14 protein-coding genes and 1 pseudogene are annotated in these 16,250 nt (G+C 34.5%); 12 read left to right on the top strand and 3 right to left on the bottom strand.

Annotation, left to right across the window (positions count from 1 at the left end):
- The first annotated feature begins 295 nt into the window (after positions 1 to 295).
- The 11 genes and pseudogenes from MNO09_RS28080 (at position 296) to MNO09_RS28035 (ending at position 12,210) form a co-directional block, all read left to right on the top strand.
- Positions 296 to 1,000, top strand: a complete 705-nt coding sequence (locus tag MNO09_RS28080; RefSeq protein ID WP_000821980.1) for a metallophosphoesterase family protein — start codon at positions 296 to 298, stop codon at positions 998 to 1,000.
- Positions 1,001 to 1,150: 150 nt separating this feature from the next.
- Positions 1,151 to 1,822 (top strand): response regulator transcription factor, encoded by a 672-nt coding sequence (locus MNO09_RS28075; RefSeq protein ID WP_001238626.1) that lies wholly within the window; start codon positions 1,151 to 1,153, stop codon positions 1,820 to 1,822.
- A complete protein-coding gene (locus MNO09_RS28070) occupies positions 1,819 to 3,069 on the top strand; it encodes a sensor histidine kinase (protein WP_050552148.1) in 1,251 nt (416 codons plus the stop codon). The genes MNO09_RS28075 and MNO09_RS28070 overlap by 4 nt, the downstream gene beginning before the upstream one ends.
- Positions 3,070 to 3,275: 206 nt before the next feature.
- Positions 3,276 to 4,097 carry a hypothetical protein gene (locus MNO09_RS28065; RefSeq protein ID WP_000728597.1) on the top strand — a complete coding sequence of 274 codons (822 nt, stop codon included), beginning with the start codon at positions 3,276 to 3,278 and terminating at the stop codon, positions 4,095 to 4,097.
- A gap of 13 nt (positions 4,098 to 4,110) precedes the next feature.
- Complete coding sequence (locus MNO09_RS28060; protein WP_122950840.1) at positions 4,111 to 4,860, top strand: C39 family peptidase; 750 nt, start codon at positions 4,111 to 4,113, stop codon at positions 4,858 to 4,860.
- Between the two features lie 252 nt (positions 4,861 to 5,112).
- A pseudogene (locus MNO09_RS31125) lies at positions 5,113 to 6,108 on the top strand (HAMP domain-containing protein); the annotation flags it as partial.
- Positions 6,109 to 6,147: 39 nt separating this feature from the next.
- The gene (locus MNO09_RS31120) at positions 6,148 to 7,095 is read left to right on the top strand and encodes a methyl-accepting chemotaxis protein (protein WP_438357834.1); all 948 of its coding nucleotides are present in this window, start codon (positions 6,148 to 6,150) and stop codon (positions 7,093 to 7,095) included.
- A 78-nt stretch (positions 7,096 to 7,173) separates the two neighbouring features.
- Complete coding sequence (locus MNO09_RS28050; RefSeq protein WP_016089373.1) at positions 7,174 to 8,778, top strand: sensor histidine kinase; 1,605 nt, start codon at positions 7,174 to 7,176, stop codon at positions 8,776 to 8,778.
- Positions 8,775 to 9,482: a response regulator gene (locus MNO09_RS28045; protein ID WP_088106818.1), complete on the top strand. Its 708-nt coding sequence runs from the start codon at positions 8,775 to 8,777 to the stop codon at positions 9,480 to 9,482. Before MNO09_RS28050 ends, MNO09_RS28045 begins: the two co-directional genes overlap by 4 nt.
- 122 nt (positions 9,483 to 9,604) lie before the next feature.
- A complete protein-coding gene (locus MNO09_RS28040) occupies positions 9,605 to 10,951 on the top strand; it encodes a 2-hydroxycarboxylate transporter family protein (RefSeq protein ID WP_000512729.1) in 1,347 nt (448 codons plus the stop codon).
- 59 nt (positions 10,952 to 11,010) lie between these two features.
- Positions 11,011 to 12,210 carry an NAD(P)-dependent malic enzyme gene (locus MNO09_RS28035; RefSeq protein ID WP_000886554.1) on the top strand — a complete coding sequence of 400 codons (1,200 nt, stop codon included), beginning with the start codon at positions 11,011 to 11,013 and terminating at the stop codon, positions 12,208 to 12,210.
- 293 nt (positions 12,211 to 12,503) lie between these two features.
- Here MNO09_RS28035 and MNO09_RS28030 read toward each other — a convergent pair whose 3' ends face one another.
- Together MNO09_RS28030 and MNO09_RS28025 are read right to left on the bottom strand one after the other, a co-directional pair.
- Positions 12,504 to 13,028 (bottom strand): DUF4871 domain-containing protein, encoded by a 525-nt coding sequence (locus tag MNO09_RS28030; RefSeq protein ID WP_000719655.1) that lies wholly within the window; start codon positions 13,026 to 13,028, stop codon positions 12,504 to 12,506.
- A 115-nt stretch (positions 13,029 to 13,143) separates the two neighbouring features.
- Positions 13,144 to 14,070: a DMT family transporter gene (locus MNO09_RS28025; protein ID WP_088106819.1), complete on the bottom strand. Its 927-nt coding sequence runs from the start codon at positions 14,068 to 14,070 to the stop codon at positions 13,144 to 13,146.
- 120 nt (positions 14,071 to 14,190) lie between these two features.
- Here MNO09_RS28025 and pdxR point away from each other — a divergent pair, with 120 nt between their 5' ends.
- A complete protein-coding gene (gene pdxR, locus MNO09_RS28020; RefSeq protein WP_000891914.1) occupies positions 14,191 to 15,591 on the top strand; it encodes a MocR-like pyridoxine biosynthesis transcription factor PdxR in 1,401 nt (466 codons plus the stop codon).
- A 32-nt stretch (positions 15,592 to 15,623) separates the two neighbouring features.
- On the opposite strand, the gene MNO09_RS28015 is transcribed toward pdxR, so the two are convergent.
- Positions 15,624 to 16,136, bottom strand: a complete 513-nt coding sequence (locus tag MNO09_RS28015) for a GNAT family N-acetyltransferase (RefSeq protein WP_000351216.1) — start codon at positions 16,134 to 16,136, stop codon at positions 15,624 to 15,626.
- Between the last annotated feature and the right edge of the window lie 114 nt (positions 16,137 to 16,250).

The following is a 16,250-nucleotide window of genomic DNA, read 5'->3' as shown; positions in this document are numbered from 1 at the left end:
TATTTGTTTAACTCCATTGCAACTTGTTTGCCATTTACGAAAACCTCTGCCACCGCTACTACAACTTCCATCACTTTTTTCATGTCTCATCTCTCCTTGTTTTTTGTTTCATTTCTTACTTTTAGTATAAGGAAATATAGCACTTGCAACTATCGAATTGGATGACAAGAGACTTACATTGTTGTAAGGACAATCGTTTTATTTGTAATAAATGTGATTTTGAATATGGATTCAGAAATTTCTGTTGTTTTAAACTATAATTAGAAAGAGAGTGGCTTAGAAAGAAGGGGATAATATGAAAAGAATTCTTGTTATTAGTGATATTCATGGAGAAATAGAAAAGTTCGAACAGTTATTAGAAGAAGCTCAATATGATGCAAGACAGGATCAATTGATTTTATTAGGGGATTATGTAGATCGTGGTCCCAATGCGCGTGCAGTAATTGAAAAGGTAAAAGAGTTAAAAGAAGAGGGAGCCCTCATTCTAAAGGGCAATCATGAAGATATGATGATTAAGGCATTAACGACTGATGAGGAACGTTCATGGAATCATTGGGTAAAAAGGAATGGTGGAGATAAGACTTTATACAGCTATGGCTTTGTAGAAGAAGATATTGTGGTTAATGAAGAAGTTTTCCAAAAACCAATTTTACAATCGCATGTTTTAGAGGAACATGTAAAATTTATTCAAGAATTAGATCATTACATTGAAACAGAAGAGTATATATTTGTACATGCCGGTGTTGAGCCATTGAAGCGAGTTTCGGAATGTGAACCATATACGTTAATGTGGATACGTAATGAGTTTCATAGTGGGTATAGTGGTGAAAAGGTTGTTGTATTTGGTCATACGGAAACAAAAACGTTTCATGGTAGTGAGAATTGCGGCGTGTATTTTGGGAGTAATCGTATTATAGGGATTGATGGCGGTGCTGTATATGGTGGCCAATTAAATTGTTTAGAATTGCCGAGTAAAAAGGTGTACGTAGTAAAAAGTTGAAAGAGATAAGGGGAATCTTATTTCTTTCAATTTTTTATTAAGAAAAATTTAAGGAAGAATCTTTATAATAAATCTTTCAAATTTTATATTGAGAAAAACGTTAAAATGTAATTATAAATAGAATTGAACAATATGGTGGAAGGTGAGAATATGCGCTTACTCGTAGTAGAAGATAATGCTTCTTTATTAGAGTCTATTGTCCAAATATTACGCGATGAATTTGAAGTAGATACAGCATTGAATGGAGAAGATGGATTATTTCTAGCATTACAAAATATATATGACGCCATTTTGCTTGATGTGATGATGCCAGAAATGGACGGTTTTGAAGTAATTCAAAAAATACGTGATGAAAAGATTGAAACACCAGTCCTATTTTTGACAGCGAGAGATTCTTTAGAAGATCGCGTGAAAGGCTTGGACTTTGGTGGGGATGACTATATCGTTAAGCCATTTCAGGCTCCAGAGTTAAAAGCGAGAATTCGCGCTTTATTACGACGAAGCGGTAGTTTAACAACAAAGCAGACTATTCGTTATAAAGGGATTGAACTGTTCGGAAAAGATAAAGACGTTCAAGTAGATGGACAAAGCATGAAGTTAACATTAAAACAATATGAGCTTCTAGAGTACCTTGTTCAAAATAGCGGAAAGATTTTAATGCGTGAACAAATTTTTGATCGTGTTTGGGGATTTGATTCAGATACGACAGTAGCAATTGTAGAAGTGTATGTACATCATTTACGTAAAAAATTAGAGCCATTCGGTTATCAGAAAGATATTCAAACTGTTCGAGGTATTGGATATATATTAAAAGAACAATGAAAAAGGGAAGCATGTTTCAGAAAACACGCATTCGATTGACTATATTGAATTCATTAGTATTTATTATCTTAATAGGTGTATTAGGCAGTATCATTTATTCATACACATATAATCGTATTTATAATGAAGTAGATAAATCGATAGGAAAATCTGTTCAGCATAGAAAGAATTCAGATGATAAAAAACTACCTAAAAAAATTAGGGGATATCCTCCGATTGGGGATCCAAGGATAACGGAGTTAACTTGGCTTGGAAACACAGTGGAGATAGGTATTGAAAACGGCAAACGCCGTTTTATCTTTGAAGATAATTTGGAAAAGTTTTCTCCAAAGAAATTAGGAACTTTGCAAGATATAGAAGTGCAAGGGCAATATTTTAGAACGTTTGCATTTCAACAAGATACAAAAATAGTTCAAATTGTACGCGATATAACAGCTGAAAAAGAAATGTTAAATACTTTATTTTTAATTCTTGTTATTGGTTGTAGTGTAGGAAGTTTATGTGCAATAGGCATCGGCTTTTTCTTAGCCGGTAGGGCACTCATACCCATTCAAAATTCGTGGGAAAAACAGCAGCAATTCGTTTCGGATGCATCACATGAATTAAGGACACCACTTGCAGTTATTCAATCAAAAACGGATGTGTTATTTCAGTCACCATCTGCGACAATAGAAGAAAAAGCGATGGATATTTCTACGATTTCAAAGGAGTGTAGACGGTTATCTAAGCTTGTAACTAATTTATTATTGTTAGCACGTTCGGATTCTAATCAAATTGAGATGGATAAGAAAACATTTCAAATGGATATATTGTTAGAAGAAATAGTAGATCCATATAAGGAAATTGCTTCATATCAAGAAAAAGAGATGATATTGAAAGTAGAACATGACATATCATTTATGGGTGATAGAGAGAGAATTCATCAAATGATGGTCATATTGTTAGATAATGCGATGAAGTATACAAATGGGGGCGGACATATTCAAATCGATTGTACGCAAACGAGCAGCTCAATTCGTATACGGGTGAAAGATGACGGGATAGGGGTTAAAGATGAGGACATCCCAAAATTATTTGATCGTTTTTATCAAGGTGATAAAGCGAGAAGTGCGTCAGAAGGAGCGGGATTAGGCCTTTCAATCGCAAATTGGATTGTAGAAAAGCATTATGGGAAAATATTAGTAGAGAGCAAATGGGGAGAGGGTACTTGTTTTGAAGTGAATTTCCCTAAAAACCAAAGAATATAAGTGAGAAGACGATCTTGTTTTTACAAGGTCGTCTTTTTTTAAGGGAAAGTTAAGAAACTATTTATAACATGTATTATATACAGAAAGTTCGTTGCATGAAGAAGCGATTATAAAAAGGTATTTGAGCAGATTATATCGATCATAATGTTATTTCGATTATGTATAGGGAATGATGGAAAAGAAAGTGTAAGAGGGAGGAATTAATTTTGAAAAAGAAAATGATGACGGTATTCACTATTGGAGTAATGAGCTTAAGCATACTAGGGGGGGCCTCTCCTTCTGAAACATCAAAAGGAAAGACAAATTACACGCAGCGCAGTAAAGAACAATTAAATAATGGGAAGATACATGCGGTACATACAGAAGAAAAGGCGGAGAATCTAGGTATTGAAACAGAAGGGAAAGAACAAATTACGCTAGAAAAAGAAATTCATGAGACGGAAGTAGGAAGAGAAGCTGAACAGTTAGGAATTTCGATTGAAGGAAAAGACGTTGGAACTCTTTCAGAAGAAATCTATGAAACAAAAGTGAAGCAAGAAGCGTTAAAGCTAGGCATATCTATAGAGAATACAACGATTGTAAATTTAATTACTCAAATTAATACGATTAAAATTAGCGATGAAGCGGATAAATTAGGCATTTCGACAAATGGAAAAGAAATAGAGGACATTGCGGAAGAAATCTATGGAACGAAAGTAAGAGAGGAAGCAGGGAAGTTAGGTATTTCACAAAAAGGAAAAGAGATAGAAACGTTAGCGCAAGAAGTGTACGAACAAAAAGTGCAGGAAGAAGCAAAAAAATATCATATTGATTTGTATGGTAAAGATATATATCAAGTATTAAGCGAAATTAATGAACAAAAAGTGTTACAAATGGCAGATGAGCTTAATATGGATAAAACGAATATGAACGTTCAAGAATTAGCAGAAAAAATTAAAAAAGATCAGCCTGAAAAAGGAAAAGAACTAAATTTTGTACCGGTGATTCGCACGGATGCTGACGCGTTTTATTTTTATTTAACGAACTAAAAAGGGCGTGAGAGTGATACGGAGATGGAAGTGGTATATATGTATGGCTTTACTAGCTATAGCAGTATGGAATGTATATACAAATGGTATTACAAAGTATGCGGAGAAGTTAACATTCTTCAATATACAAAGCGGAAAAGAAGCAGATTTTAGTAATAATGATGAAAAGGTCATCTTATCGAATGTACCTTTAATTCAGCAATTACCAGAGCTAGATAGAGGCTGTGAAGTGACTAGCTTAGCGATGATGTTACAATATGCAGGCATTACAGTGGATAAGATGAAATTAGCAAATGAAATAAAGAAAGTTGATTTTATGAACGATGGTGTACGTGGGAATCCGAATGAAGGATTTGTAGGAAATATTTATACCTTTTCTGAATCTGGATATGGTGTATATCACGGACCACTTTTTCAATTAGCGAGAAGGTATTTACCTAATAAAGCTGTGGACTTAACAGGGAAGAGTATAGAAGAACTTTATAAGAGTGTAAAATCAGGACAACCGGTAGTTATGATTACGAATGCAACATTTGCGCCATTAGATGAAGATGAATTTACTACATGGGAAACAAATAGCGGAGATGTTTCTATTACGTATAATGAACATTGTGTAGTACTGATTGGATACGATGAAGAATTAGTATATATTCGGGATCCTCTCGAGGATAGCCTAGATGTAAAAGTGCCGAGAGGAAAATTTGAAAAGGCATGGATGCAAATGGGGAGTCAGGCGATTAGTTATGTGAAAAGCTCTAAATGAATTAGTAAGGAAATAGATGTAAGGAACTGTAAGAGGAGTTTTTGTGGGTGTTTTTTGTCAAGAAATAAGAGAACTTCAGCTTATTATATAAGCTGAAGTTCTCTTATTTTTTATGATTAAATCTTTAGAAGTAGTGAATATGAAAAAATGCATAATTGACAAAAAAAATACATGTTATCATTATATATTGTTTTATATATGTTAATTGTATAAAATTACACAAGTATTCACATTACATAAAGGAGGCTTATTATGCAAAAAATATTTAACTGGGTTAAATGTATGAGTATCAAGAAAAAATTAATCATTTCATTTTTTCTTATTTTAACTATACCAGGACTTATTATCGGTGGTGTTTCATATCAAACTGCCAAAACAAATTTTGAACAACAAATTACAGGTAAAGCAAAGGAAAATATTTCAGTTTTAAATACTGTTATTTCTCAAAATATAGAAGAGAAATTTGTTGATGCGGCGTACTTTGCAGACATTTTAACAGAGGATACATATCAAAACGGACAAGAAGAAATAGTAAGAACGAAGTTAGCGCAATATATAAAACTTCATCCAGAAGTAGAAGGTATTTATATTGGAACACAGGCGGGAAAGTTTATAAGAGAACCATTTATCCAAATGGCTGATGGGTATAATCCAACAGATAGATCTTGGTATAAAGAAGCACATGAAAATAAAGGGAAAGTAATTGTTACTGCACCATATCAATCAGCATCTACTAAAAATATGGTAGTGACAATTGCTAAAGAAGTAAAAGATGGTAAAGGTGTTATAGGAATTAACTTAAATTTAGATAACATCTTAAAAATTTCCAAAATGATTAACATTGGTGAAAAAGGTTATGCAGTTATTCTAGATCAAAATAAGCAAATTGTTAGTCATCCATCTAGAAAACCAGGTGCAAAAGTTACTGATCCGTGGATTAAACCAATTTATGAAGAAAAACAAGGAAATGTGTCTTATACAGAACAAGGTGATAAAAAGAATTTAATCTTTGCAACAAATGAGAAAACAGGATGGAAAGTAGTTGGAGTTATGTTCGACGAAGAAATTACCCAAGCTGCGAATCCAGTGTTTTATAAGACTTTGATTGTCATTGCTATCGCTATTGTATTTGGTAGTGTATTAATTTATTTCATTACAAAGTCTATTACAAGACCATTAAGAAAAATAGCTGACTCGGCACATAAAATTAGTAAGGGAGATTTGACAGAGAAAATTACAATCCATTCCAAGGATGATATAGGGAAATTAGGGAATTCATTTAATGAAATGTCTGCCTCTTTACAAGATGTGATTACTCAAATTAGTTTTTCAGCAGAACATGTCGCTGCATCGGCTGAAGAGTTAACAGCGAGCGTACAGCAAGCAAATGATGCGACAGATCAAATTACAATTGCAATGGAACAAGTATCAGGTGGGGCTGAATCACAAAGTCAAGGTGTTGAAGAAGGTGCGGCTACATTACAACAGGTAAATACAGCAATTCAAGATGTAACTGGAAGCGCGGAATCAATTTCTATCTCCTCATTACATGCGAGAGAAAGAGCTGAAGAAGGGGAAGAATTGGTTGAACAAACAGCAAAACAAATGCAGTCTATTTCTAGATCGGTATCCGAGTCAGATGCTATTATTAAACTTCTTGATGAGAAATCAAAGCAGGTAGGAGCTATTTCTGAAGCGATTCAAAACATCGCTACTCAAACGAACTTATTAGCTTTAAATGCGGCTATTGAAGCGGCAAGAGCAGGTGAACAGGGCCGAGGGTTTGCTATTGTAGCTGATGAGGTTAGAAAATTAGCGGAGCAATCAGGAGAATCATCTGGAGAGATTGCAAATTTAATTGCAGAAATTAAGGCGGATATTGAACATACTGTTAAGGCGATGGATAATGTGAATGGAGAAGTTCAACAAGGCCTTGATGTTGTAACAAAAACGAAAGTAAGTTTTACGGAAATTTTAAGTTCTACTACACATATTGTTTCTCAAGTTAATCAAATGGTAGAAACAACGAAGAGAATTGCTGGAGATGCAAATGAAGTGACAAATGCTATTGATGAAATTGCAGCGGCTGCAGAAGAAAATACAGCTAGTATGCAAAGTGTTGCTGCTTCAACAGAAGAACAAGTGAATTCAATGGAAGAAATTAGTTCAGCTTCGCAAAACTTAGCTGGGATGGCCGAAGAACTACAAGCCATGACTAGTAAATTTAAAGTATAATAACAGCAGATAAGTAAGGTGATATTATTTTCACCTTACTTATTTTTCTATTCAGCAATTAGGGGAGTCATTAACGGGATGAAAAAAAGAAAAAGACTATGGAATTTATGGAAAACGATTACATTGTTAGTTTGTACAGTTGTAATTTTTTCTTTACTTGTGACAGATATATTAATTAGTCATAATGTAGAACGGACGACGGAGGATAGCCAAGCAGAGAAAGCAAAAACAATTGCACACATTGTGGCGAATGATTCAATTGTAATCGATGGTTTGATTGGGAAGGCAGATACTTCTGCAATCCAAACGTATACAAATAGAATATTAAAAAACACAGGTGTTCAATTTATTGTAGTTATGGACATGAATGGAATAAGAAAATCACATCCAAATCCTCAAAAAATAGGCCATCATTTTATTGGGGGAGATGAAGGGCCTGCATTGAAAGGAAAGGAACATGTATCGCTGGCAGAAGGAACTTTAGGTATTTCAATGCGAGTGTTTGTACCTGTATTTTCTGAAACAGGTGAACAACTTGGAGCGGTGGCCGTTGGTATTTCAGCAGATAATGTAAAAGAGAGAGTTAAGGAAAGTAGATATATCATTTACATTGGTGTCGGAGTTGGAGTACTAGTCGGAATTATAGGAGCAATATTGCTAGCTAGACATATAAAGAAAAGTTTATTTGGTCTTGAACCTCACAGGATAGCGAAAATTCTTGAAGAAAGAAATACGATGCTACAATCTGTAAAGGAAGGTATTATTGCTGTAGATAAAGAAGCCAATGTAACTTTAATAAATAATGAGGCAAAACGATTGTTTAAGAAAAGTGGACTTGAAGAAGATTTTATCGGTAAAGATGTTGAGTTGTATATGCCTAATTCACGTATAAAAGAAGTATTACAAACGGGAGAGGTACAATTAAACGAAGAACAAAATATTTATGGAATTACGATTGTGACGAATCGTGTTCCTTTATATGTAAAAGGAGAAATAGTTGGTGCAATTGCAACATTTCGTGATAAAACAGAGGTTAGAAAATTAGCAGAAGAATTAACTGGTATTAGACTATATGCGGAAGCATTACGGGCACAATCGCATGAATTTATGAATAAAATGCATGTCGTATTAGGACTTACACACATGAAGCAGTATGAAGAATTACAGAAGTATATAAGCGGTATGGTATCAGAGCATCAATATGAAATTGGTGGGGTTATGGAGAGAATAAAAAGTCCAGTATTTGCTGGTTTTTTACTTGGGAAACTTAGCTATGCTAGAGAGAAAAATATAAAATTAATCATAAGTGAAGATTCTTACATGCCGGAAATAGATGATGAAAGTATTATTCATGAACTAATTACGATTGTCGGAAATTTAATTGATAATGCATTAGAGGCAGTGACGAATTGTGAAAAGAAGCAAGTTGAACTTGAGATACAATATGGGGATACATTAATCATTACAGTACAAGATACGGGGAAAGGTATACCAGAAGAAGAAATAGGGGCATTATTTACGAAAGGTTATTCCACAAAGGGAGATAACCGTGGTTATGGTTTGTATCTTGTAAAAGAAAGTATACAGCGAATAAATGGGGAAATTCATATGCATTCATTAGTAGGAAAGGGAACAACGATAACAATTGAAATACCTAAAGGTAGGGATGAGAGGCAAATATGATTAAAGTTTTAATTGTAGAAGATGACCCGATGGTAGCAATGTTAAATACGCATTATTTAGAGCAAGTAGGAGGGTTTGAACTTGTTCAAGCAGTTAACTCCGTTAAAGAAGCGATAGAAGTATTAGAGGAATCACAAGTAGATTTAGTATTACTTGATATTTTTATGCCTGAAGAAACTGGATTTGAGCTTTTAATGTATATTCGGAACCAAGAAAAAGAAATCGATATTATGATGATTTCAGCTGTACATGATATGGGGAGTATTAAAAAAGCATTACAATATGGTGTAGTAGATTATTTAATTAAACCATTTACATTTGAACGATTTAAAAAGGCATTAACTATATATCGAGAAAAACTTACTTTCATGAAAGAACAACAAAAAATTAGTCAATCGGAATTAGATTCGTTAATTTTGCAAAAAGAAAAAAGAGAGCCTACTGTCACTAAAGAGCTTCCGAAAGGATTAACGAAGCAAACGATGCAATTAATTTGGCAGAAGATCGATTCGCTGAATGGACGAGCGTTTACAACAGATGAAATGGCGCAATTAGTTGGAGTTTCAAGAGTTTCTATTCGAAAGTATGTAATGTTTTTGACTGAAATTGGAGTATTAGAAAACGAAATGGTGTATCAACACGTAGGAAGACCAGTGAGTAAATTAAGATGTATTGACAAAAATAAAATAGAGTTTTACGTATAAGCGACTTATTATAAGTCGCTTATACTTTTTTTAATTACAAAATCAATTACAAAACTTACAAAAACTATTTTTACTATTGAAAGCGTTTTAATATTGTTATTAAGAAAACAAGGGGGTGCCATATGGGAATTCAAAAGAATGTGGAAGCGGTATCATTTTCTGGAGGAAATGAAGTACAAAGAGAATCTTTCGCTTCTAAAATTATGAATGTAAAAATCGGTGTTATACCTTTACCGTTATATGTAGTATTGGCTGCTATTATTTATGGGGCATCTGTATATAATAAATTGCCAGCAGATATGATTGGTGGATTTGCAGTTATTATGATCATGGGTATTTTCTTAGGTGACATTGGAATGAGAATTCCAATTTTAAAAAATATCGGCGGTCCGGCAATACTTTCATTATTTATTCCATCATTACTTGTATTTTTTAACTGGATGAATCCAGCTTCAATGGAAGCCGCGACTATGTTAATGAAAAAATCGAACTTTTTATATTTATATATTTCTTGTTTAGTAGTCGGAAGTATTTTAGGAATGAATCGTAAAGTATTAGTACAAGGTTTCGTTCGTATGTTTATACCTTTAGTAGTAGGGACGTTAGCTTCTGTAGCAGTAGGATTATTGGTCGGTTCACTATTTGGGTTTGAAATGAAGCAAACATTTTTCTTTATCATCGTACCAATTGTGAGTGGTGGTATTGGGGAAGGGATTTTACCATTGTCGCTAGCTTATAGTGATATTTTAAATGAATCATCAGCAACGTTTGTATCACAGCTTATTCCAGCGGCTATTATTGGAAATATGTTTGCAATCGTGAGTGCAGGTTATATGAAGCGTTTAGGTGAGAAGAAACCGGAGCTTAGTGGTAACGGTGTATTAGTGAAAACAGACAATCAGGCAGAATTATTAAAAGAACAAAATACAGAGAAGCCAATTGACTTCTCATTAATGGGAGCAGGTTTATTAATTGCGTGTACGTTCTTCATCTTCGGAGGATTTGCTTCTAAGTTCATCGGTATTCCTGGGGCAATCATTATGATTTTCTCAGCAGCACTTGTGAAATACTTTAAATTAATGCCAGCAAAAATGGAGCAAGGAGCATTCCATTTATATAAATTTATTTCAAAGAATTTAACTTGGCCGTTAATGGTTGGACTAGGATTGCTATATATTCCGCTAAAAGACGTAGCAGCAGTTCTTTCAGTAGGGTATGTTGTTGTGTGCGCATCAGTTGTTCTTACAATGGTAGCATCAGGTTTTCTTGTAGGGAAAGTGATGAAAATGTATCCAGTTGAATCAGCAATTGTAACGGGATGTCATAGTGGTTTAGGTGGAACTGGAGATGTTGCTATTTTATCAGCTTCAAATCGTATGGAATTAATGCCGTTTGCGCAAATTTCAACACGTTTAGGCGGGGCAGCAATGGTTGTAACAGCGACAATTTTATTAAAAATGTTTTCATGATCAAACAAGCTAGCTATATTCATATAGCTAGCTTGTCAAATTAAGGGGAGATTATAAGTATGTTAGATAATCAAATTAATGAAAGATCATTGTTACTGCATAAAGAATTAGTAGGGAAAATTGAAATTACAAGTAAAGTAGAAGTAAATTCAGCGGATGATTTAAGCCTGACATATACACCAGGTGTAGCGGAGTCTTGCAAAGCAATTGCGGCGGATGAAGAAACAGTGTATGACTATACGGCACGCGGTAATATGGTGGCAGTTGTCTCAGATGGAACAGCGGTACTTGGTTTAGGGAATATTGGACCGAAAGCAGCTATGCCTGTTATGGAAGGGAAGAGTATTTTATTTAAGAAATTTGCGAATGTAGATGCTTTCCCGTTATGTTTAGGTACGACTGATGTGGATGAAATCGTTACCCTTGTGAAAAATTTAGAGCCTACGTTTGCAGGAATTAACTTAGAAGATATTGCGGCACCACGTTGTTTTGAAATTGAAAAGCGATTAAAAGCAGAAACGAATATTCCTGTATTCCATGATGATCAACATGGAACCGCTATTGTCGTCTTAGCAGCTGTTATTAATGCATTAAAAGTTGTTAGCAAACAAATGGATAATGTGAAAATTGTTATTAACGGTGCGGGTTCGGCAGGAATTGCAATTGGAAAATTATTATTAAAGGCTGGTGCAAAGCGCATTACGTTAGTTAGCTTAGAAGGTATTGTTTGTGAAGGTGAATCATGGATGAACGAAGCACAAATTGAAGTTTCCAAAAAGACAAATCGAGAATATGTGCGTGGAACGTTAAAAGAAGCGATTCATCAAGCTGATATTTTTATTGGCGTATCTGCTCCTAACGTATTAACGAAAGAACTTGTACAAACGATGAATGAGAAAGCAATTGTGTTTGCTATGGCGAATCCAATTCCAGAAATCTTCCCAGAGGATGCATTAGAGGCTGGGGCAGCTGTAGTAGGAACAGGGCGCTCGGATTATGCGAATCAAGTAAATAATGTATTGGCGTTCCCAGGGATATTCCGTGGTGCGTTAGATGTGCGCGCGACTGATATTACAGAAGAGATGAAATTAGCGGCAGCATATGGGATCGCTAACATCATTACGGACGAAGAACGTAATGCGAATTATGTAATCCCGAATCCGTTAGATAAAAGAGTTGTTCCAAGTGTTGCGGAAGCTGTAGCGAAAGCAGCCATTGATTCAGGTGTGGCGCAAATTATGAAAATACCAAGTTATTAATAGCTAAAAGCAGTGCCTAAAAAGGCACTGCTTTTTTGAGATAAGAAATCAAAATAATGAAGAAGTGTAAAATTATTTATTTGTGTGTCTTCACTATTTATTTAATTCCATTGCAACTTGTTTACCATTTACTAAAACCTCAGTTACTGCTACGATCACTTCTATCATCTTTTTCATCTCTCCTTGTGTCATTTCTTACTTTAATAAGTATAAGAGAAGAGAGATACTTACACTATCGAAGTATATGACGTAGAAATTACATTGTTGTAAGAAAGTGTTTTAGTTTTGTCACTTTACTCAGCGGTAATTACAAACTGATCATAATATTTTTCATTCACATATATATTTAATACCCATAATCCAGATGAAGGTAGTGACATAGTGAGAGGGAGTTCGTTTGTAGTAGAATCAATTGTATTTGAAGTAGTCCAAGTTGGTTTGGAAGTTTCTTGTTGAAAGAGTACGGGTGTTGGAGTTATTGATCCTTGTTTTAGTGCAATAATAGATAGTTTTCCAGTTGGCATTTCAGGATCTAAAAAGTACCACATCATTTCATTTTTTTCATTTGCGATAATAGGACTATCAGCCATTGCGATTTTTTCTTCGATGCCTTTTAAAGGTATTTTTTCTTGTATGAAGGAGGGTGTTTCTTCCCAATTTACATCTTTTAAAACGCTAAGATGAAAGAAGGAAGGTGCATTAACTTGAGTGGATGACGTTGCGATGGCTTCTTTTTTAGGTGCTTCTGAATCAGGTTGCGCTTGTGTGCATCCAGCGATGAGAAAAGAGAAAAGTAGCATAGTTCCGATTTTTTTCATGGTGTCACACTCCTAATTTTTATTGTTAGTGTAATTGTATTTGCTAGAAAGCGGGACAATTCCTTTAAAGTATAAAAAGAGGTCGTAAGTTTTGTACGACCTCTTTTGACATTTTCTATATTTGTTCAGTTGTAAAAGTCGGTTCATTCTCTTTTTGCGGCATCGTTAAGAAAATAACAGAAAGAACGATACATACGCCGCCTAATAATTGATATGCTCCAAAGGATTCATTTAGCCAAGCGATTGAAATGATGGCAGCTACAAGTGGTTCAATGCTAGATAAAATGCTCGTTTCTGTTGCTGCTAAATATTTCAGACTACCGATATAAAGGAGGAAAGAAAGAGTGCCACTTATGATGATAAGAATAAGCATAGAAAAAGTTTTTGGTGTAAAAGTTTGTGAAAGCTGATTCCATTCAAACGAGCGATTACAAATAAGCAGGGCAATGCCACCGATTAACATCCCCCAGCCAATTACTACAGTTGTTCCGCATTCTTTAATAAGAGAAGCTGGATGAAGGGTATAAAATGCAAAGCCAATTGCTGTTAATAGGCCGAAAATAATGGCTTCTTTCGATAAAACAATATTTTCAATTGAACCGTTTGTAATAATAAAGTACGTTCCTGTTAGGGCAGTTATAATTGCGAGTAGTTGCATAGAAGCAGGGAATTTTCTTTGTCCAAATGCGACATAAATGGTAATAAGAACAGGGCCTAGAAATTGAAATAATGTCGCTGTGACCGCATTACTAATATGAACTGTTTCGATAAAGGCATATTGCGCACCGAGCATGCCGAGAATAGAGAAAATAATAAGTTGTATGGAATGTCTAGGATGTTTCCAAATTTGAAATATGTTTTGTTTCTTTATAAGCAAGAAAGATAAAATAAATATCCCCGCAAGCAACAAGCGAATTGTTAAAAAATCAATTGATGATACGTTAGTATGTTGAAATAGCCACTGAATCATCGGGCCAGATAATCCCCATAAGGTAGCTCCTGTAATAATCATAATGAGTCCAATCCGTCTATTGTTGTTCATAATCATGCATCCCCTCTCGAGTATTTGATTTTTTATGTGTGACATGATACAAGGAATTATATATAATTTCTGGTACTGTAAAAAGTATCAGATTTTAGTTTTATTAAGGGGTCAGATATTATGTTAGAATTAACGCCTAATTTAAATACGAAAAGTAAAATAGCATTGTACGTGCAATTGTATGAGTATATAAAAAAAGAGATTAAAGATGGAACGATTCCGGCTTTTACAAAATTACCTGCTAAAAGAAAGCTGGCGAGCTATTTACAAGTGAGTAAGAATACAGTAGAAGCAGCTTACGAGCAATTACTTGCAGAAGGTTATATTGAATCGGCATCGAGAAAAGGTTATTTTGTATGTAAAATTGAACAAATGATTTATGTAGAAGGAAGCGAAGCGAAAGTAGAAGAAGTATCGTTTCGGGAGGAGAACTATAAATTTGATTTCACCCAAACAGGGGTTGATACGGATACTTTTCCGTTCACTACGTACCGCAAGCTTATAAATGATGTATGGCAGCCACATAATAATGAGTTGCTTTTTCTTGGACACTCTCAAGGAGAATTGAGCTTAAGGGAGGAAATTGCGAGCTATTTGTATGAATCTAGAGGTGTGCGTTGTTCAGCTAGTCAAATTGTATTAGGGGCGGGAACACAAATATTAGTGAAGTTACTTTTTCAATTGTTGAAGGGGAGTAATTATGCAGTTGAAAACCCAGGTTATCATAGGAAAATGGTCGTTTTTGAACAGGGAGAAAAGAAGGTTCAAATGTTGTCTTTAGATAGGGACGGAATTTGTATGACAGATTTAGAAAATAGCGATGCAAATGTTGTATTTGTAACTCCTTCTCATCAGTTCCCATATGGAATGATTATGCCTATTACGAGGAGGACGCAGCTTTTACAATGGGCAAAGAAAGAAGAAGACAGGTATATTATTGAAGATGATTACGATAGTGAATTTCGTTATTCAGGAAAGCCAATTCCGGCACTACAAGGGTTAGATACAGATGGGAAAGTTATTTATATGGGGACGCTATCAAAAGCTTTGTTACCCTCATTACGGATGAGTTATATAGTATTACCGAAGAATGTAATTGAAAAGTATCAAAAGGAATATTTATTTTATACGCAAAGTGTTTCAAGAATGGACCAAGAAGTGATAAGAAGGTTTTTAAATGAAGGCTATTGGGAAAAACATATTCATAAAATGCGTGTCGTTTACCGAAAAAAGAGGGATCGACTTGTTTTTGAAATAGAGAAATATTTCTCTAATCGTGTTGAAGTGATAGGAGAAGATTCTGGATTACACATTTTATTACAAGTGCATAATGGAATGCGAGAAGAAGAACTAATTAAAGAAGCTGCAAAATATAGTATTAAAATATATCCTGTTTCTACGTACTATAAAGACGGTACTGCGCCTGAAAATGTAGTTTTACTTGGGTTTGCGATTTTATCAGAAGACGAAATTGCGAAAGCGATTCAATTATTACATAAGGCATGGTATACAAGAAAGTAAAAAACATCCTCCAAGCATGAGGATGTTTTTTATTATTTATTTTCATCTAAGAATAAGACCATATGCTCTTCGTCCCAATACTGTCCGTTATATTTCAGTGAACGTTCTTGTACACCGAATGTTTTAAAACCTAATGATTCATAAAGTTTCTTCGCACCATCGTTGCCAACAACAACATCAAGCATAACTTGTTCTACTTCTAAAGATTTAGCAAGTTCAAGACATTCTTTAATAAGTGCTTTTCCTGCTCCAAGTCCGCGTGCTTTTGGTGATACATATACAGAACCGATTTTAGCTTTATGTTCTTGTTTTACATATGGTTTCGTTTCCAGCGTTGCAACTCCGATTAATTGTCCATCTTTAAATGCACCTAGCGTATAGTTTTCATCTTGTGCTAATTTTTGTGCTTTATATTCAATCGCACACTCTTTATTAATAATATCTTCATAAGAAGAGCTGAAAGCTTCAGGGTTTTGCTTTAATCCTTCTACACGAAGTTCTAAATAAATTTCTGCTTCGTCTTTTGTTAATACATGGATATCCAATTATATCACCCTCCAAATCTTTGCAAATGTACCTTTATTTTATATTGAAATAAGAATAATTTCAAAAGCTTAGCTTATATGAGCTGATTTTATGACAAAATAACACCAGTAGTG

Origin of the sequence: Bacillus sp. N5-665, from assembly GCF_022637375.2 — a bacterium.
Lineage (GTDB): Bacteria > Bacillota > Bacilli > Bacillales > Bacillaceae_G > Bacillus_A > Bacillus_A wiedmannii.
This window is presented reverse-complemented; position numbering and strand designations above follow the sequence as displayed.

Bases quoted from the DNA above. Each gene is read 5' to 3' on its own strand.
- MNO09_RS28080 (WP_000821980.1), top strand. From the start codon at position 296: ATGAAAAGAATTCTTGTTATTAGTGATATTCATGGAGAAATAGAAAAG.
- MNO09_RS28075 (WP_001238626.1), top strand. From the start codon at position 1,151: ATGCGCTTACTCGTAGTAGAAGATAATGCTTCTTTATTAGAGTCTATT.
- MNO09_RS28070 (WP_050552148.1), top strand. From the start codon at position 1,819: ATGAAAAAGGGAAGCATGTTTCAGAAAACACGCATTCGATTGACTATA.
- MNO09_RS31120 (WP_438357834.1), top strand. From the start codon at position 6,148: ATGTCTGCCTCTTTACAAGATGTGATTACTCAAATTAGTTTTTCAGCA.
- MNO09_RS28050 (WP_016089373.1), top strand. From the start codon at position 7,174: ATGAAAAAAAGAAAAAGACTATGGAATTTATGGAAAACGATTACATTG.
- MNO09_RS28045 (WP_088106818.1), top strand. From the start codon at position 8,775: ATGATTAAAGTTTTAATTGTAGAAGATGACCCGATGGTAGCAATGTTA.
- MNO09_RS28040 (WP_000512729.1), top strand. From the start codon at position 9,605: ATGGGAATTCAAAAGAATGTGGAAGCGGTATCATTTTCTGGAGGAAAT.
- MNO09_RS28035 (WP_000886554.1), top strand. From the start codon at position 11,011: ATGTTAGATAATCAAATTAATGAAAGATCATTGTTACTGCATAAAGAA.
- MNO09_RS28030 (WP_000719655.1), bottom strand. From the start codon at position 13,028: ATGAAAAAAATCGGAACTATGCTACTTTTCTCTTTTCTCATCGCTGGA.
- MNO09_RS28025 (WP_088106819.1), bottom strand. From the start codon at position 14,070: ATGAACAACAATAGACGGATTGGACTCATTATGATTATTACAGGAGCT.
- pdxR (WP_000891914.1), top strand. From the start codon at position 14,191: ATGTTAGAATTAACGCCTAATTTAAATACGAAAAGTAAAATAGCATTG.